Here is a 19,691-nt window from a genome sequence, read left to right on the forward strand (position 1 = left end):
CTAATTAACAAAGGAAACCGCCACCTAAAAGGTCGTTACCTTCATAAAATACCGCCGATTGTCCGGGAGCAATAGCAGAAACGTTATGGTCAAATACCACGCGCATTTTGTCATTCTCCTGTACAATTGTACTTAACATACCTGCATCTTTATAACGTATTTTAGTTACTACATTATCCATAGGCTGTAAGATATTCTCGTATTTCACCAGGTTTAAGTTTCTTACCAGCGCTTCTTTGCGTTCCAGTTCATCAGCTCTGCCCAATACGACCGTGTTACTTTCCGGAAGGATTTGAGTAACAAACATTGGCTCGCCAAAAGCAATACCCAGACCTTTTCTTTGTCCGATAGTGTAAAATGGATATCCCTTGTGTTGTCCAACTACCATACCATCACTAGTGATGAAGTTACCACCTGCAACACGTTGCTCCAGGTCTTCTACTTTATGCTTTAAGAAGGCGCGGTAGTCGTTGTCAGGCACAAAACAGATCTCATAGCTTTCGCTTTTTTTAGCCAATTCTTCCTGTCCCATATCCAATGCCATTTGTCTGATCTCAGATTTAGCGAAAGAACCTAAAGGGAATTGCGTCCGTGACAGGTTTTCCTGAGAAACACCCCACAATACATAAGATTGATCTTTATTTTCGTCTTTACCTTTAGAAATTACATGTCTCCCTGTATCCAGTTGACGGATATTGGCATAGTGCCCTGTTGCGATAAATTCGCAATCCAATTTATTGGCACGTTTTAACAAAGCTTCCCATTTGATGTGCGTATTACATAAAACACATGGGTTAGGTGTACGTCCGGCAAGATATTCATCAACAAAATTATCGATTACAAAATCACCAAACTCGTCTCTGATATCAAGGATGTAATGCGGAAAACCGTAATTTACAGCTAGGGTCCGGGCATCGTTAATGCTATCCAGACTGCAACATCCGGTTTCCTTACTGCTACTTCCTGAAGTAGCGTAATCCCATGTTTTCATGGTTAAGCCAATTACTTCATATCCTTGTTCGTGCAACATTACAGCTGCTACTGAACTGTCAACACCGCCACTCATGGCTACTAATATTCTACCGCGTTTGCTCATAATTTTTAATACTGACTCGGGTTCAAGGCCCGGCATATAAATACAAAGCGCAAAAGTAAGGCTTTTTAAGCGGAATTTTGAGTAGGGGTAGTCAATTAGGTGTAAATAAAAAAAGCGGTTAGGAAATTAATCCTAACCGCTTTTTTTTTCAATCAGTTATATATTACCAACCAAAGTTTTGTTTAAACTGTGTCGCTAAATCCATTTCACGCTGTGGGATTGGGAATAGATCGTGTTTGCCTTTAGTGGTAAAACCGGGCTGTGCAACTACATAATTAGGAGCGCCGGCCGTTATCCACCATGATCCCAATTTCTTGGCTGTATCCTTTACCGTTTCATAGTAAACGCCCCAACGTATCAAATCTAACTTTCTGTCGCCTTCAAATGCCAGTTCGAAAGCACGCTCTTTACGAACAGCGTCACGAAAGGTAGTCACATCCAGACCTGCCGGTAAATCAGCTAAAGTACTGGTTGCACTTACTGGTAAGCCATAACCACGTCTCCTTACCATATTAATAGCAGTATACGCATCAGCTGTTGGTGCCTGTTTCCATTCGTTCAATGCTTCTGCATAGATCAATAATACATCTGCATAACGCAAAACATACCAATTGATATTAGATCTGTCATTATTGATCAGCTTGTTGCTTTGAGGAACATATTTTTCGGTGTCCCATTTTCCTGGTGTATAGTTTTGCTTTTCTTTCTGTTTTTTTGTCGGGTCAGCGTCATTGGCTATGGCAACCTGTTCGGTCTCACTAGCAGCCTTTACCCATAGTGTTTTAGACGGATTGTATTGATAGTTGGCTATAGAAATATCTCTTCTTAAATCCTCAGGGTAGTTACGCCAATCCAATACAAAAGTATGTACAACTTTCACATTGGCCGCATTGCTTCCTCGTTCTGCGCTAATTGTAGCTTTAACACCATTCCATTTACCAATACGACCAATCGGGTCAGCTGCTCCGTTAGTTGCTGTTGGAGAATAGAAAGAAACTTCAATTAAACTTTCTGTTGGATTCCATAAACCAGCACCAGAATTTTTCCATAGTTGTTCATAGTTGTCCAGCAAACCATGTTTGTTCGACTCGACTAATATTTGTGCAGTTTTTGCTGCCATTTCCCATTTAGAAACATCTTTAACAGGAGCACCTGCCCATGTAGCATACACTTTAGCTAATAAACCCAATGCCGAACCTTTGGAAAGTCGGAAGCTTTTATTGCCTCTGAAAGTATCGTCTACAGCATAAGGAAGATTTTCAATAGCATATTGCAAATCCTGTTCTATAAAAGCATAAACTTTTGTCGGGTCTTCCTGCACAAATGTAGAAGGAGCCTGACTAGACATCGAAGTGTTGGTAATTAAAGCAATATGTCCATAACGGCGCAATAGCTCAAAGTAATATAGTCCACGCAAACCTCTTGCTTCAGCCAGGTAAATTGTCGCCAATTGCTTATCCATATTCGAAAAGTTTACCATCTTCTGCTCCAGGCTTTCGATGAAATCATTGGCATTGTAAACAGAATTGTACAATTTAGCATAGGTACCTTGTATTTCTGCCTGATTGGGTGTAAAGGAATTGGTAGGGATAATACGGAAATTTTCGTTGGTACTACCTTCTACCTGAGAAATATCAGTACCCATCGTAAACAGGATAGATAGGTTGAAACCGTACATATCATCTGTTACCAGATTACGATAAACACCTAACAATACGTTTTCGGCTTCCGCCGCATTGTTCATATACTTATTTTTATCAATGTCGGTCCTTGACTCTTCAACCAAATAATCCTTACACGATGTGCTCATCATTAACACAAGTGCAGCTAGTATATAATATATTTTTGTTTTCATTTCTTCTTTGTTTTTGATTAAAACTGAACTTCCAATCCGAATGTAAATACCTTACTTCTAGGATATCCACCCCAATCCAATCCTGGTGTCATTGGATTGCCACCCGATGTACTAACTTCCGGATCATAACCACTGTATCCTGAAAAAGTGAGTAAATTTTGTGCTGAGCCATACACTCTAGCTCGCGACATATAAGCTTTTTTAGCCCATGTAGTAGGTAAGGTATAGCCTAATGAAACACTTTTCAATCTTACAAAAGAACCATCCTCAACAAAGCGAGAGTAAACATCGTTAGTAATATATCCATTAGTAGAAGGGACTTTGTTAGAAGCATGTGTAGGTGTCCATCTATCTGCAACCTCTGCCAGCATGTTTCTACGTCCAGAACGAGATTGTGTAGCATATAAACGAGTTGCATTGTAGATGTCATTGCCATAGTTGAATTGTACCATCACACCTAAATCAACATTTTTATAGTTGAATGTATTGTTCAAACCGCCAAAAAATTTCGGAATAGCATGGCCGATAACTGTACGATCCTTAGTCGTGATCACCCCATCTCCATCCTGATCTTCATATTTTACCATTCCCGGAGCCAGGTTTGTAAGACGTTTGTTATTGGTAACGCCATCCTTTAAGATCAATTTCCCATCAGGCGTCGTATTGAAATCGCTCGACTGATAGATGCCATCAAATTTATAACCATATATAAGGCCCAGAGACTGACCAATGATAGCCGCATAATCATTTTCGGTAAAATTACTATCAAAACCAGAGCGCGTGTACATAGCGTTCGCACCAGATTGAAGCGCAACCAATTCGTTCTTAATGAAGGAAATATTAAAATTAGTCTCCCAGGAGAATGTTTTGTTTAAAATTGGTTTACCTGTTATACCTAATTCAAAACCTTTGTTTCTGATTTTTCCGATATTTTGATATTGAGAAGAAAAACCTGTTAGCTCAGCAAGAGATTGTGCTAACAAAAGATCTTTGGTATCCTTGATAAAGAAATCGGTCACCATTGTCACGCGATTTTTTAGGAATCCCCAATCAATACCCATATTAATCGTAGATGATCCTTCCCATTTCAGATTTGCATTTTTAAGCTGTTTTGGCATCAACACTGTAGAGGTAGTACTGCCAATACCGTATTTGCTGATATCGTAAAGATCCAGGGAAAGAAAATTAGATATCCTGTCGTTACCAACTACTCCCCATCCTAAACGAAGTTTAAGATCAGATATAGCAGGTATTTTTTTCATGAAATCTTCCTGTGAAACACGCCATGCCCCAGAAAAAGATGGGAAGTATCCCCACTTGTTTTTATCAGAGAAAACAGTTGATCCATCGGCTCTTATTGTCGCAGTTAACAAATACTTATTGTCATAATTATAATTTGCCCTTGCGAAAAAAGATAGAAGCTTTTTATCGGAATAGCCTGTACCTACACGGCTTGGTGTAGCCCCAACGCCCAGGTTGTCATTACCCAGATTATCGAAAGGGAAATCCATTGCCTGACCTAACAAATACTCAGAACTGTTGAAAGACAACTCTTGTCCTACCATAACATCGTACTGGTTTTTATTGTCAATTTTCTTTTTCCAGGTTAGATTGTTATAGTTAGTCCAGCGTACATTTTTACCCATTTGTGTTTGCCCAAAAGGTTTTTGTCCATTACGGAAAGCCTCTTTTGAACCATTTTTATAAAACAGGTCGTTACGTGTATTATTTGTGTTAAAGGTTCCTGCCGAGCGGAAAGTTAACCCTTTCAAAATTTCCCAATTCACTGATAAATTGGAACCCCACAACTCTTCTGCTCTGTTATTGATGACAGACTCTGTTTGTACGATAGGATTTACCTGAGCTAAACTTGTACCATCTGCCAGCATTTCCGGGTCGATAGCTGATGACAAAAGCGTTTCATTATCTATGTTCAATCCTCCGGTAGGTCTGGCGCTAAAAATCTGTGCCAGCATATTAAATCGTCCGTTATCGGCTGTAGTTCCAACTCCCGATCTATTGGTCTTACCATAGTTTATCGTAGCATCTACACTTATCGTGTTGGTCAGTTTTTGGTTTATTCTCATTTTGGCTGCTGTTCTGCCAAAATCACTATTGTTGAATATACCGTTTTCATTATATCTGTTTAGTGAGAAATTGTACTTCGTTGTTTCTATACCACCACTTACTGAAAAATTTTGATCATTCGACCACGTTGGTCTAAATGCTTCATCTTGCCAATTAACACCTTGCACACCGATATAATCCTCAGCCGACTGGTATTTGTAAGGAATTCCATTATCATCTGCACCTGGTTTATAATAAGTACCAGCATAGGCGCTATTTACATCTGCCTGTAGTTTTACAAACTCATAAGGACTCAGTAAATCCAATGTTTTATTGATCTGGCGGTAAGTACTCGCGTTACTGTAATTTAACTGTGGTTTTCCTACCTTTCCAGATTTGGTGGTAACCAAAACTACTCCATTTGCTGCTCTTGCCCCATAAATAGCCGAAGCAGAAGCATCTTTCAGCACCTCGATAGATTCTATATCCGTATTTGGCAGAAAATCAAGGTTGGCTACTTCAAACCCATCTACAATATAAAGAGGAGCAGAGTTGCCAGTTAAAGTTCCTATCCCACGAATATTGACATTAAACCCAGAACCTGGTTCGCCATCATATTGGGTGATTTGTACCCCAGCTACCTGACCGCCTAAAGCTCCTAATACTGAACTTGACTTAAAACCTTCTACATCTTTTCCTTTTACAGTAGCAACAGATCCGGTAAGGTCTCCACGTTTTACAGTACTATAACCTACTACAACAAATTCGTCCAACAATGCAGCATCTGGTTTTAATCTGATAACTACATCGTTCTGGTCACCTATGCGAAGGGCTTGTTGTACGTAGCCTACATAGCTAATCATTAAGGTCTCACCTTTTTGAACACGTATAGAAAAAGTACCTTCTTCATTTGTCATTGTCTTATTAGGTTTTCCTGGTACGACTACTGTTGCTCCCATTAAGGGGGCATTTGTTTCGTCTAAAACTTTTCCTTTTAAGGTACGTTGCTGTGCAGACAGACTTAGAGACCATAACAATGCCACTATGAACATAATGGTCCCCTTATTTACACTTATCTTCTTTATCATATGATGTATTTCTGTTCTTTTTAAAATTTGGTATCAAACCATAAAACAATAGGGAATAGCCCAGATCCACCTTGAGGGTCTTTTCCATCAATTCCGAAGGTAATTTGTCCAACCATGGCACCATTCGCGGCTTCACCATTGTAAATCCATTTATTCGGGTTAACTACTAATTCCAAAGTACTTGCATCTAGATAAGCCAGTGGCAGGGTAAGGTTAGCCTGATTGGCATAATAGGAGAGTGGATCTCTTGAACCATAGTTTGGATTAGTGCCCTTGCTCTCAGCGTATTTATCAAAAAGACCACGGATAAACGAGTTTTCTACAGTTGGTTGACCACTTAATTGAGTGCCAAAGAAATTGTAGTAATTGAAAGTTCTTCTATAATCCATTGTAAATTTGGTTTTATCGGCTACTCCGGTAATCGCTGGTCTTGTTGATCGACCACCAGTATTTGGATTTACCTGGAAAACGAAAGGTGAATATTCAACCACCGCCGCGTTTACTGCTTGTGAATTATGAATAAAGACTGGAGTTTGAACAGCGTACTCTTCAGGTGTTCCTTTTCCTGCAGTGGCTGTAACCATAAAAACACCACATGATGCCGCATTAACAGTAGTTAATGTTATCTGTCCTGTACCAGCGTTTATTGTTCCAGATCCCTGAATATTTCTAATCTCATAGGTCAGGCTTACCTTGGCATCTGTTGCTGCTGGCGTAGGCTTGACAGTAGAAAGGGCAGCGCCTACGGCTATACGGAATTGATTTGCATAGTTTTCTGCAGGGGCCAGGCCAAGATTATTTCCGTACCTTACATAAGTGAAATAGTTTGGATTTGTGCCCACAGTTAACGTAAATGAAGCAATAGACTCATTTTTTGGGTTTGTAGCTTTTACTTTTATGGTATAGGCTCCTAGAGGGATCGTGTTGCCTTTAACAGCGCTGATAGCTCCTTGGGCACTTAAAGAAAGTTTACCTTGTAATGCAGCAGGTAGCTCTATAAATTCAAAGCGAACTTCATCTCCTTTGAAACCAGCATCTGGATTCACATTAAAAGCAACTGCTTGTGTTGCATTCTTATTCTGATAAGCAAATAACTGTATAGGCTCTATGAATTTAACAACATCAAGTACAAAAACGTCGTTAAAATCAACACCAGCCTGGTCGTAAACATTTTTTGCATTTACCGTAACTTTATACTGTTGCCCCGCAGCAAATCCATGGTTTTCCGGAACAGAAATAACGCCTGTTTGTGGATCAATCGTTATTTTATTTGTAGCCGGGCTTATGCTTTTGATGGAATAAGCTAAATCATTCATAGAACCTTTATATGCAGGAACATTACTTTTAAATGAGGTTTTTCCACTTAGCGCAGATTCTTCTTCTATCTTACCTAATGATGGTGTGTAGATTAGTGACAAGGGCTTAGAAATAATATCTATTTCAATTGCATTTTGAAATATCCCTTCATCTTCTTTCGAAGCTCCGGTTGTTAGCTTAAGCGACAGCACATATTTCCCTGGCAATAAAGTAGCATCACCTCTCACAATAGATATAACTCCGGTAGCAGATATGGCGAAGTATTTAGAAAAATCACTTTTTGCTATTTCATACTTTCTAATAGAAACGTGATTTTTGTTTGTGGTTACCTGTGCCGTAGGTAACTCCGCAGTGCTCTGAGGGTCAATGATGTCTGAATAATTAACTGTAAGTTTGTTTGGCTCTACTGTAATGCCATCCGGAACAGGTTTCATCATATTGATTTCGATGGCATTTTTAAACTCATATCTTGTACCATTAGAATAGCAGCTAACTGTAATTTTGTATAAACCAACAGGTATACCCGTTGTTTCCTTTATACTGATACTTCCATTATCCTTATTGATCTCAAAACTATTTCCTGAATAGGTCGCGCCATCTAAGCTGATGCTCAGGATTTCAAATGAATTTGGTTTAGCCCCGATAAAGGTTGGAGAGGCAATTACCCCTGACATTGACGGCCCTATATCGGTCATACCGGTATAGTATATGGCGAAAGATGTATTATCGGTAACTTCTTCCTTTTTGCATCCCCCAGTAATGAGCAGCAATGCAAATACCCACGATAGGTATCGTTTCAATTTTAGGTTTGTATTTGTTGGATTCATAATATATGAGTTTATAGATTATAATTAAGATTATATGTTTTACCATCGATGTTAACTTCTAAAGCAACACCAGTTTCTTGAAAAGGCTGTGTAAATGCAGCATTGATTTGCACTGCAGCAGCCTGAGTAGCCGGATACAATACCGTAATATAGCGAGCTGTTTGTCCAGTGCTTTTTGCCATATTAACGGTATAGGCTTTACGATTAAATTCAATACCCGGACTGTAGGAAACTTTTCCGGAGAATGGGAGGGTAGTTAGACTCTCGTTTCCAAATGTTCTTACAATGATATTATTGCCATCTGTAAAATTCGTGTGGGCACCGTTTTTATCAGTACTTACGATAACTTCATTCTCACCTTCGCATAAATTGAAATTAAGATTTACTGTTCCACTTGCAGCACCTATCCCTTCATCAACCAATACAAAAAATGTCTTGTTGACAAAAAATACATAGCGGCGATGTTTGAGGTTAGTATAGCCCTGGTTTTCTGTGGCTATTATTTCGGTCTGGCCGTTCGAGACTACAGCAAGGGATTTCCCCTTAGCATTTGTAATGTTTTTACCGTCTAATGTCATTGTATTGTGTACCCTCGTTTGGCGGTACCACTCCCTTGCACTGTTATCTCCATCGCTTGTATACGCATATACTCCCGCATCCGGGAAGAAATTACGTCCTTTATGATAAAGCTCAAAGGTACAATTATCAGGTTGCTTATGACTCCATATTTGCATAGGATCTTTTGAATAATTATTGCTGAGCATTAACATTGTTGATAATCTGTCCCAACCATTTCGCAACATATACGTTCCAGATGTTGTGAATGCTTTAGGAGTATTGGCAGGTACTGTTCCTTTTTTTCCATAAGAGGCCATGTACAGCAACTCATTATCATCAGGAAACATTTCATTATATCTTAAGAAATTACGATTGAGTACAGATCTTGACCATGAACTTTGTCTTGTATCATTAAAACCAGGGACGAACTGACTATTTGAAGCCGTACTGGTAAAATAATGGGGATAAGTAAAATGCATAACTACTTGTGCTGCCTTGTGCAAATACACATTAAAATTTGCTGCAACATTTCCTACAATGGATTTATTGGCATCTGCCAGTTTCATCACTTCATAGAAATCACCTATGGCACTAATATGGTAACTAAAATCTAACTCATAGTGCATGCCGTCCTCCAAAAACTGTGTTTTAACTTCCGTATCTAATATTCTAAAACCCGTATTCATCCATTCAGAAGCTTTTTTAAACTCTGGAAATAATACACCAGCAAAAGCAAGGGCGCTACCCTGAGATATCAGAATGTTACCGTCCGCGTAAGGATATTTTACCAGAAAATCAGCATGTTCGGAAAAATGAACCATAAATTCAGAAAACCATTCCGGTGTAAAGCTTGTCGAGTTTTTGTAGTATTCAAATAGTTGGGTCTGTCCCATAACACGCTCTGCAACCTGAAGTTGCCACCAGGTAGTCGTATTGGTACCTGTTTCAGGCATAGGATTTTTTGCCAGCCAATCTTTATACACGTTAATCCATGATTGGATATATTTCTCGTTTTGAGTTGTACGGTAAACTTTTGCCTGCGGAACAAACCACTGATGTCTGTGTAATTGCTTTTGGTATTCATTATCAGCTCCAGCTGGCTGAAATAACCAATTTATAGTACCGCCACTATGGAGTGAATAAGGCATCTTTTTAACAGCATCTTCGTAATAGTTGTTCACAAAAAACCGGTAATTATCTAATGCAAAATCTGCCTTAAGTTTATCATCTTCTGTAGCTGTTACATTAATTAACGAAATGCTGGGGTTGACTACATTTGTGCGTAGCCTATAATATTCAAGAATAGCTTTAGTTGCTTCATATTGTTTGCCAGCTTCATATAAGACTTTAGCCTTCTCCAGCCCGGGATAATTCAGATTAATTAGTTCAAAAATCCTGGGATTTATAACACTGTTTGGCTTCGAGGTTTCCGTATTCCCCGAATTCACATGTGTTTTTCTAAGAGACTCCTTTGTACAGGAAAATAGTACAATAGTCATAAGAATGAAATTGAAATACTTCATGATTTATAATTTGGTTGGCTTAGTTTTAATCCCTATATCAAAGATTGTCTATATAAAGCTTTTCGGAGTTCAATTTTGATTAATATCGTTTAGATATTGGTTAAAATCATTTAGATAATAGCGAATAATGATGGTCAAATCCAGTTTCAGGCAGATTTTCTTATTTTAAAGAGATATTGGCACCTGGATTTTTCAGGAAGAATCATTTTTCAAATGAACAAAAAAATGCCCTTCGTTTGGGAGTTACAATTGGTAACCTCAAACGAAGGGCACGGCGGAAAACGCTATATAAGCTACTATCTGCTTATTTCAGCAAATTCATTAAGAAGGATGATTTATACAAAAGCAGGAACATAGCAATCGGGATCATTTCCCTGTATTTGATTTCTACGCATATCAGAAATATCAACAGGCTTTATAGTGATCCTTTTATGGATACCTGCGGCAGCGCTATACAACAGAATGCCACCCAAAGCAACTTCTTCTACAGCGAGCAGGGGTTGTTTTTCTATAATATGCCGTATTCCTCTCTGAAGAATATAAACACCCGCTATAACGGAGATAAGACGCTTTCCGGTTTCCAGTTCAGTGGTTTCGTATTTGTCTAATAAAGAATTTAATACGGATATATTGAGTTTATCTTTTAATTTTTGAAACATAGTACTTTATTTAAATAGGGTACATAAGTAACGCTAATTTGACGCTTTTGTTTTGATTTAATTGCGCAAAATCGATGTCCATTGAGTTTACAGACCGTAATAAAGAAAAAACTATAGCTTATCAAGCACCATCTTAATGGCCTTGTCGACCACCTTATCTGGTTCTTTACTGAACTCGAAATTAACCCTGCTGGCAAGGATTGCATTTACCGACAATGCCTTGTGGCCAAGTACTTTTGCCAAAGCATATATTCCCGCCGTTTCCATCTCCAGATTAGTAATTCTATGATCCAGATGGCGAAAAATATTGAGGTGATTAACCAGGTTAGGAATGGCATTTTTAGCCCTCACTTGTCGACCTTGCGGTGCATAAAAACCCGGTGCAGTTACGGTAATACCTTGCGCCATCTCATTACCTATAGATTTCAGCAAAGTATTGTCGGCCGCTGTAACGTAAGGATGTATGCCTTTGAAATGGGAAAAGTGCGCTTTTATATTGTCCAATAAACTATGTTCATCACCAGACAGTTCGTGGATATAATAATGCATCAACGAATCCAATCCAAGGCCAAAAGTAGAGGCTAATATAGTGCCCGTCGGTAAATCAGGCTGTATCGCACCGGAAGTGCCAATACGAATAATATTTAAAGAAGTTAACTGCTCTTTGATCTCCCGCGTTTGGAAATCAATATTTACCAAGGCATCCAGTTCGTTAAGAACGATATCAATATTATCCGTCCCAATACCAGTGGAGAGGACAGTTATGCGTCTTTTTCCCAGGTATCCGGTATGGGTCATGAATTCCCGCTTGCCTTTTTTAAGCTCTACCTTGTCAAAATGTTTGGATACTTCAGTCACCCGATCAGGGTCGCCAACGGTAATAATCGTTTCGGCAATATCCTCCGGTAAAAGGTTTAAGTGGTAAATGCTGCCATCCGGGTTGATGATCAAATCTGCGGCTGATAGTTCGTGTGCCATAATTAATTCTGGTAAAGCTAACGTGTATAGCTACATAAAGCTATCAATTCTTAAGCAGTATACAGGTATTTTAATTTAACTCCTTCGATTTTTTCGATCTTCCCAAGGATAGCGTTAAGACTGGCTTTTCTGATCTCGATTTTCATGCTACAGGTGTTATCGAAGTCCTGCGACAATACATTAAGTTTTTCTTCCTTGATCAGTTTCATCACATCATTCATAACCAGATAATCAAACTGAACCTCGTAAAAGTCGTTCACTGTCTTTTCAATAATGTTTGCCGCCAGAATAGCTTCTGCAGCGGCTGTTTTGTAAGCGTTAATCAAGCCTGGAACACCAAGCAATGTTCCACCAAAATACCTGACTACAACAATAACTACGTTTGTAATGTCGGCCGAAAGCATGGTATTTAGGATTGGCCTGCCTGCTGTACCTGAAGGCTCCCCATCGTCTTGAATTCGGAATATGCTTCTATCAGGACTCAAACGTAGCGCCCAGCAAAAGTGCCTGGCTTTAGCATGTTCTGATCTTAGGCTTATTAAAATATTTTTCACCTCATCTTCAGATGAGATGGGGTAGGCATAACCTATAAATTTACTTCCGCGGTCTCTGAATATACCTTCGGAAGCTTCAGCTATAGTTTTATAAGTATCGTCGAATAACATAATTTCTAAATAACATTGGTAATGAGTACAATAGCCACCAGTGCCAGGAATAACCCCCAATAGTTCAGTTTGTTCAATTTCTCTTTAAAAATGAGTATACCAACGAGGCTACCCAAAATGATCACCCCCATATTCATCGCTGCAAATACAACAGATGGATTATCGGCCATTGCACGATGTGCCTTAAGATAAAACAGGATATTAAAGAAATTGAAGAAACCCAAAATACATCCACATATGAAATTTATAAATTCAATCTTCTGCTTTTTAACCACTGATAAGTATAAAATTGAAATCAGTGAAATGACAAAAGCAAGTATGAAGATGACGATTAATGAGGTGGTATAAGGTATAGCTTTGATTTGAGCTACCTTTTTAAAAAGGATATCAATGATACCAAAACCAACGAATACAAAAATAGGGTAGAGCCAGCTAAGCCCTTCACTTTTCTGAGTAGTTTTCTTAAACAAGGTCAGAAATATAGCCACAAAGCCAACCGTTAGTCCCACTATTTTTAGCGTACTAAAATTTTCATTAAAGAGAAAATACGCTGCCAGCAAAGGGATAAATAAGGATAAGCGCTGTGCAATATCTGTTTTTACAATCCCTATGTTCCTTACAGATCCGGCCAGGAACAAGAATACGACTGGTAGGAGTATTCCTAGTGCAATGTAGACTGAATTAATTGGAGCAAATACCAGATCATGTAAAGTAGGCCTGTAAAAAACAATGGCTAAACAGATGGCAAAGAAATAGTTCCAGGTAACGGCTTGAGTAATGTTGATTTTGTATCTTTTGGCAAGCTTTAATAATACGGCGACTGTAACGCTACAGCAAATACTGATAAGTAGAAATATCATGAATGGTTGTTTTGAAAGATCGTTAGTTTATCGTTTTCGATGGTAAACTGATCGGCAATAAGGCCATGAATTTGTGGGGATGCAATTCCTTCTTTCCATATTTTGTCTGAACTGAACACCCTGGCTTCGTCCCATAAATTGGCATGGATAAATTGGTTCAGGATATTCGCGCCGCCTTCAATGATGATAGACTGAATATCCATCAGGTATAACTGAAAGGCTATTTTTTGAGGAAGATAGTACTGCATATCTTCCATTTGTATATAATGAATGTTATCCTGCACATCAGTCTTTACCTCGTTAAAAATAACGGTCTTGGCATGATCATTATAAATATGATTGCTTTGTGGGATCTTCAGGTGGCGGTCGATCACAATACGAACGGGATTTTTTCCTTCCCATTCTCTCGCGTTAAGTTGTGGGTTATCGGCTATTGCGGTTTGCTTTCCAACAAGGATCGCATCTTCTTCGGTACGCCATTTATGCACCAGTTTTTTAGCCATAACACCACTTATCCACTCTTGCGTTGTATTTTTTGGTGCAAAATATCCGTCAGCAGTTGTTGCCCATTTTAATATGATATATGGTCTTTGCTTAAGGATGCGCGTAAAGAAACGACGGTTAAGCTCGGTACATTCTTGCTCCAGAATACCTGAAACAACGGCTATACCGGCATTTTTTAGCTTTTGGATGCCTTTACCATCTACACTTTCGAAGGGATCTTTATTGCCTATTACAACTCTTTTAAGCTGATGCTTGATTAACAGATCGGCACAGGGCGGTGTTTTGCCAAAATGTGCACAGGGCTCCAGACTAACATATGCTGTAGCGCTTGCCAGCAAATTGGCTGCCTGATCACCATATTTTTCAATAACTGATTTTACAGCGTTAACTTCGGCATGCGCTTCGCCAAATTTCTGGTGATAGCCTTCTCCAATAATCTTTCCATTGCTCACAATTACGCAACCTACAAGTGGATTTGGGCTTACGTTACCCATGCCCATAATGGCCAGTTCAAGGCACCTTTGCATATATAACTCGTCCGTCATTGAAACAAAAGTAAGGTATATTTTCGCTATTTTTACCAGATGAAGTTGAAAGATTTAGCGGAGCATTTTAATACTACTTTAGACAATATTTATGATGCTGAAGAGGCTCATGCTATATTTTTAGTCGCCATTAACACCGTACTTAACTATAGTAGAGCCGATTATTTGCTTAAAAAGGATGAAGTAGTTAATGGTAGTGACTTAGTTAAACTAAAAGATATCGCAGCTGAACTAAAAAGCGGTAAACCTATTCAATATATACTTGGTGAGACTGTTTTTTATGGTTTACCATTTAAGGTTAGTCCTGCCGTATTGATACCCAGACCAGAAACAGAAGAACTGGTAGACTGGGCTATTGAATGTAGCGAACTGGCTGATCTTACCGGCTCGAATGTACGCATCATTGATATCGGCACGGGGAGTGGCTGTATCGCTGTTTCCTTAAAAAAGAATCTACCCGGTGCTGAAGTTTTTGCGCTGGATGTATCTGAAGATGCAATAGAAATAGCTTCAGCTAATGCAGCTTTAAATCAGGCAGATATTAATTTCATTAAAGCGGATATACGGCAGTTTAATACCAAACAGAAATTTGATGTGATCATCAGCAATCCTCCTTATATCACCCCTGTTGAAAAGGAGCAAATGCATGAAAATGTATTGGTTCACGAACCACATTTAGCTTTGTTTGTTACCAACGAAAAACCACTTGAGTTTTATGAGGCCATTGCTGATTTTGCCTGGGTATCTTTAAGTGATATGGGCTTATTATTCTTTGAAATCAATGAATACCTTGCTAAGGAAACAGTAGAGATGCTTGAAGCTAAATCATTTATTCATATTGAATTAAGAAAAGATATGCAGGGAAAAGATCGAATGATAAAATGCCAGTTGGCCCAGGTTTAACTCCTGGAATGAAACTCAGTGATCACACCTTTTAAATAATCCCTGTCAAGGTGTGTATAGATCTCGGTTGTTGTAATACTGGAATGCCCTAACATTTCCTGTACGGCCCTTAAATCAGCTCCACCTTCGATTAGATGGGTAGCAAAGGAATGGCGGAAGGTATGTGGACTAATACTCTTTCGTAAACCAGATTTTATCGCAAGGGTTTTAATGATACTGAAAACGGATATGCGCGATAAGCGGGTTCCTGTACGGTTCAGAAAAATATAATCTTCAAAACCTTTTTTAATAGAAAGATGGACCCTCGTTTCCTGCAGGTAGATATTGATGTATTTTAATGCAATGTTTCCGATGGGCACCAGCCTTTCTTTATTTCCTTTTCCGGTAACCCTAATGAACTCATTATCTTCAAACACATCTGATATTTTAAGGTTAATGAGCTCAGACACCCTTAATCCACATCCGTATAATGTTTCTAGGATGGCTTTATTGCGCATCCCATCAGGCTTTGAAGCGTCAATAACTTCGATCATAGCATTGATTTCGTGCGTTTCAAGTGTATCCGGCAAGTGTCGGACTAAGCGGGGTGTTTCAAGCAGGGCAGAAGGGTCGTCGCTGATGATCTCCTCCAGCATAAGAAAACTAAAGAATGATTTTAAGCCTGAAACCACTCTTGCCTGCGTACTGGGCAACATCCCCAACTCATTGATCCAGCTTATAAATAACTTTAAGTGATCACTTGTAACATCTTTAACTAATCGGACTTCTCCGGTAGATTCGAAATACTGAAAGAGCTTATTCAAATCACTCAGATAGGCATCAATGGAGTTATTTGATAGTGAACGTTCTAGTTTCAGGTAATTTCGAAAGGACTGCAGGTAGGGGTTATGAATCACAAAAAAAATTTTATACTCTAAGTTTTTAAGGCTAAGTTTGAAATGATGAAGATACAAATTATTAATGGCCCAAATTTAAACCTTTTAGGCGTACGTGAACCCGGTATTTATGGAAGTCAGGGTTTTGAAGCATACCTAGAAACACTACGCGACATGTACAGCATTATAGAAATTGATTATTTTCAAAGTAATGTGGAGGGGGAGCTGATTAATAGATTACATGAAGTTGGTTTTGACTATGATGGTATTGTAATTAATGCCGGTGGTTATACGCATACATCAGTAGCAATTGCTGATGCAATTGCAGCCATTAAAACTCCTGTCGTTGAGGTTCATATATCGAACATCTATGCTCGTGAAGAATATCGTCACGTATCCCTAACTGGGAAGAACTGTAAAGGTGTGTTAACCGGCTTTGGTATGGATGGCTACCGTCTAGCTATTGAAAGTCTCCTTAAAGGCTAATTCCTATGTGTATAAAAAAATATTTCCTTACAGCGCTATGTTCAGTAATAGCTTATGGTGCTTCTGCACAATCAGACATTACGGAAAAAGAGATTGCTGCCCATATTTCTTTTCTGGCCTCTAAAAAGATGGCTGGTCGTTTTCCTGGAACCAGGGAGAACAAAAAGACAGTTGGTTATCTGATTAAAAACTTTAGAAAGGCTGGCATAAAACCTTTTGGTATAAGTTATACACAAGAATTCTCAGCTAAAATAAGAGTTAAAAAAGGAGTAACAGATACCCCGGTTGTTAAAACTCAAAATGTTATTGGTTTTATTGAAGGTAATGATCCGGTTTTAAAGCATGAGTACATCGTGTTGGGTGCGCATTACGACCATCTAGGTATGGGCGGCCCATCCTCAAAAAAGCCCGACACTGTTGGCATTCATCTTGGCGCTGATGATAATGCAAGTGGTACAGCCGCCTTATTAGAAATTGCAGAAAAACTACAGGCCAATAGTAAAGACCTGAAACGTAGTATACTGTTCATTGCTTTTGGAGCAGAAGAACAAGGTTTACTGGGTTCAAGATACTTTGTAGAAAACCCTGTTGTTCCTTTGTCCTCCATTAAACTGATGATGAACATGGATATGGTGGGCCGAATGAACAGCGAGAAGCACCTTTACATGGGTGGTGCAGCCACTTTTGACGGGGGAATGGAACTTATGAAAGGCTTAGGTCCGCAGATTGGCATAAACCCGCTTGTAATTGCTTATGACGTAGGTGGTTCTGACCATGTGTCGTTCTTTAAAAAGAACATTTCAGTATTAGGCTTCCATACCGGCGGCCACCCTCAGTATCACACGCCTGAAGATGATTTCGCACATATCAATGTACCTGGCGAGAAACTGGTTTGTGATTATATTTACAAAGCAATTGTTAGCGTAGCCAATCGGGAAGGGGCAATATCGTTTATTCCGGAAAAGAAATAACGCTTAAAGCTGAGTAAAATACTTGATCTTTTTAACGAAATAAGCCCATACTATGCTAGATGGGTATTGACCTTTATGCTTTAGAAAATCAATTTGATTTCCATTTCTTTTTGCGCCATTTTTAGAAAGGCTCATAAGAAAATGATAATGGGCTTTATTAATTGACCAGGCAAACTGCGTTTTACCTTGCAGTAAAAAGTGTATCCAGGCTATAAAATCCAGCGACATACGAATGAAGATTCGAAAATAAGCATCATTTAAAGGCAGGTTTTTCTGCATTAGAATCAGGTTGTTCCTGAAATTCAAATAGCTTTTATATGGATTATTTGCATCGAGACTGCCACCGCCAACATGATAGATTTCGGCATCAGGACAATAGATCACCTTATAACCGCGATTTTTTAAACGCCAGCAAAGATCAATCTCTTCCATGTGTGCAAAAAAATCAGTGTCTAAGCCACCAACTTCTTTCCAGCATTTGCTTTTAATAAACAGGGCAGCACCACTAGCCCAAAATATCTCTATCTGGTCGTTGTACTGCCCCATATCAGCTTCTACAGTATCAAACACCCGTCCTCTGCAGAACGGAAAACCGTGTAAATCCAGATAGCCTCCGGCAGCACCGGCATATTCGAACATATGCTTGTTTTTTTGCCACTTGATTTTGGGTTGTGCTACAGCAATAGCATGATCAGCTTCCATGGCAGCAATAACCGGCTGAATCCAGTTTTCAGGCACTTCAACATCGGAATTAAGCAATACATAGTAATCAGCTTCAATTTGGCTCAACAGCTGGTTATATCCGCCGGCAAAACCATAATTATGATCGTTTTGAATCAGTCTTATTTCAGGATAATTAGCTTTTATAAAAGCAATGGAGTCGTCTGTAGAGGCATTATCACCTACAACAATTTGTAAATTAGCGTATTCCGACTTTAGTACACTGGGTAAAAATTGCTCAAGTAAAGCTTTCCCGTTCCAATTTAAAATCACTACTGCTACACTTGGTATTGTCATTATTCTGCGTTATGTGGTTTATGTTTCCATCGCCTATGGCTCCAAAGCCAATAAGCGGGTTCTTCGTTAAGAATATCCTGTAACAAAGCAAATTGCATATCTGTTATCTGGTGACCATCGGTCGCCTTAGGTTCAAGGCATAATGGAATGCAATCCACCTCGTAATAACCTTTCTTAATTACCTTAGCTTTGAAATAGAATATAGGTCTATTGGTTTGCAATGCGATTTTTTCCATCCCCATTAGCACAGCCGTTGGCTGATGCATAAAATCTATCCAATAGTGCGCTTCGCTCCCCACAGGGGTTTGATCGCCCGCAAAACAGAACATGGTTGGTTCGTTCCTTGTGGCAGCGATCGATCTCAGGGTTTGGCGCATCGGAATAAATTGGTTACCAAATCGGGTACGAATCTTATAAAACCAGTCGTCAAAAACCTTGTTGTTTAATGGCTTATAAATAACGTATTCCGGCTTAGATAGTTCTGCACCCAATGCAAGCATACACAACTCCCAATTGCCATAATGACCTGTACAGGCCAATACACTTTCCCCTTTGCTAAAATATGCCTCTACCAATTCAAGGTTATTGAATTTTACTCTTTTTTTAAGCTCAGACCTTGATATGGACGCCATTTTAACCACCTCAATAACAAGATTGGCAAAGTATTTAAAGTACTGCTTTTCGATGCGAATAATTTCTTCCTCTGACTTTTCCGGGAAAGAATTAGATAGGTTTTCGCGGACAATATGCTTGCGGTAGGGAAAAATGTAATATATAATATAATAACCCAAAGTAGCCAACATATAGAGCAACGATAGGGGCAGCAGAGATAAAAAGTTCAAAAAAAATATTCCTATGTAAGAAAAGCTTTTTTTTATCATTAATTTGGCGAATTGA

16 protein-coding genes are annotated in these 19,691 nt (G+C 39.0%); 3 read left to right on the plus strand and 13 right to left on the minus strand.

The annotated features are described in order from the left end of the window. Positions 1-4: 4 nt before the first annotated feature. From mnmA to ribD, 10 genes are all read right to left on the minus strand, one after another. Entirely contained in the window at positions 5-1,096 is a 1,092-nt protein-coding gene (gene mnmA / locus B9A18_RS12530; protein ID WP_084289859.1) for a tRNA 2-thiouridine(34) synthase MnmA, read from the minus strand. A gap of 163 nt (positions 1,097-1,259) precedes the next feature. Next, positions 1,260-2,951: a RagB/SusD family nutrient uptake outer membrane protein gene (locus B9A18_RS12535; protein ID WP_084289665.1), complete on the minus strand. Its 1,692-nt coding sequence runs from the start codon at positions 2,949-2,951 to the stop codon at positions 1,260-1,262. A 17-nt stretch (positions 2,952-2,968) separates the two neighbouring features. Then, entirely contained in the window at positions 2,969-6,106 is a 3,138-nt protein-coding gene (locus B9A18_RS12540) for a SusC/RagA family TonB-linked outer membrane protein (protein ID WP_084289666.1), read from the minus strand. 20 nt (positions 6,107-6,126) lie between these two features. Further along, the gene (locus B9A18_RS12545) at positions 6,127-8,250 is read right to left on the minus strand and encodes a surface glycan-binding family protein (RefSeq protein WP_144009489.1); all 2,124 of its coding nucleotides are present in this window, start codon (positions 8,248-8,250) and stop codon (positions 6,127-6,129) included. A gap of 11 nt (positions 8,251-8,261) precedes the next feature. Next, on the minus strand, positions 8,262-10,331 hold the full coding sequence (gene hepC, locus B9A18_RS12550; RefSeq protein ID WP_084289668.1) for a heparin-sulfate lyase HepC: 2,070 nt from the start codon (positions 10,329-10,331) through the stop codon (positions 8,262-8,264). A 335-nt stretch (positions 10,332-10,666) separates the two neighbouring features. Next, the gene (locus B9A18_RS12555; RefSeq protein ID WP_084289669.1) at positions 10,667-10,990 is read right to left on the minus strand and encodes a hypothetical protein; all 324 of its coding nucleotides are present in this window, start codon (positions 10,988-10,990) and stop codon (positions 10,667-10,669) included. A gap of 111 nt (positions 10,991-11,101) precedes the next feature. After that, positions 11,102-11,968, minus strand: coding sequence for a nucleoside phosphorylase (locus B9A18_RS12560; RefSeq protein WP_084289670.1), 867 nt, complete (start codon positions 11,966-11,968; stop codon positions 11,102-11,104). Between the two features lie 50 nt (positions 11,969-12,018). Continuing rightward, on the minus strand, positions 12,019-12,633 hold the full coding sequence (locus tag B9A18_RS12565; protein WP_200816359.1) for an IMPACT family protein: 615 nt from the start codon (positions 12,631-12,633) through the stop codon (positions 12,019-12,021). A 5-nt stretch (positions 12,634-12,638) separates the two neighbouring features. Next, entirely contained in the window at positions 12,639-13,493 is an 855-nt protein-coding gene (locus B9A18_RS12570; RefSeq protein ID WP_084289671.1) for a DMT family transporter, read from the minus strand. After that, positions 13,490-14,542 carry a bifunctional diaminohydroxyphosphoribosylaminopyrimidine deaminase/5-amino-6-(5-phosphoribosylamino)uracil reductase RibD gene (ribD, locus tag B9A18_RS12575; protein ID WP_084289672.1) on the minus strand — a complete coding sequence of 351 codons (1,053 nt, stop codon included), beginning with the start codon at positions 14,540-14,542 and terminating at the stop codon, positions 13,490-13,492. Before ribD ends, B9A18_RS12570 begins: the two co-directional genes overlap by 4 nt. Before the next feature lie 39 nt (positions 14,543-14,581). Here ribD and prmC point away from each other — a divergent pair, with 39 nt between their 5' ends. Next, entirely contained in the window at positions 14,582-15,445 is an 864-nt protein-coding gene (gene prmC, locus B9A18_RS12580; RefSeq protein WP_084289673.1) for a peptide chain release factor N(5)-glutamine methyltransferase, read from the plus strand. Here prmC and xerD read toward each other — a convergent pair. Further along, positions 15,442-16,341, minus strand: a complete 900-nt coding sequence (gene xerD, locus B9A18_RS12585; protein ID WP_084289861.1) for a site-specific tyrosine recombinase XerD — start codon at positions 16,339-16,341, stop codon at positions 15,442-15,444. The two genes, prmC and xerD, sit on opposite strands and share 4 nt — an antisense overlap. Positions 16,342-16,386: 45 nt before the next feature. Here xerD and aroQ point away from each other — a divergent pair, with 45 nt between their 5' ends. After that, positions 16,387-16,806, plus strand: a complete 420-nt coding sequence (gene aroQ, locus B9A18_RS12590; RefSeq protein ID WP_200816362.1) for a type II 3-dehydroquinate dehydratase — start codon at positions 16,387-16,389, stop codon at positions 16,804-16,806. 5 nt (positions 16,807-16,811) lie between these two features. Continuing rightward, positions 16,812-17,777, plus strand: a complete 966-nt coding sequence (locus B9A18_RS12595; protein ID WP_084289675.1) for a M20/M25/M40 family metallo-hydrolase — start codon at positions 16,812-16,814, stop codon at positions 17,775-17,777. Positions 17,778-17,780: 3 nt separating this feature from the next. On the opposite strand, the gene B9A18_RS12600 is transcribed toward B9A18_RS12595, so the two are convergent. After that, positions 17,781-18,794 carry a glycosyltransferase family 2 protein gene (locus B9A18_RS12600; protein WP_084289676.1) on the minus strand — a complete coding sequence of 338 codons (1,014 nt, stop codon included), beginning with the start codon at positions 18,792-18,794 and terminating at the stop codon, positions 17,781-17,783. Then, positions 18,794-19,675 (minus strand): lysophospholipid acyltransferase family protein, encoded by an 882-nt coding sequence (locus B9A18_RS12605; RefSeq protein ID WP_084289677.1) that lies wholly within the window; start codon positions 19,673-19,675, stop codon positions 18,794-18,796. Before B9A18_RS12605 ends, B9A18_RS12600 begins: the two co-directional genes overlap by 1 nt. Positions 19,676-19,691 lie beyond the last annotated feature (16 nt).

Origin of the sequence: Pedobacter nyackensis, from assembly GCF_900176505.1 — a bacterium.
Classification (GTDB): domain Bacteria; phylum Bacteroidota; class Bacteroidia; order Sphingobacteriales; family Sphingobacteriaceae; genus Pedobacter; species Pedobacter nyackensis.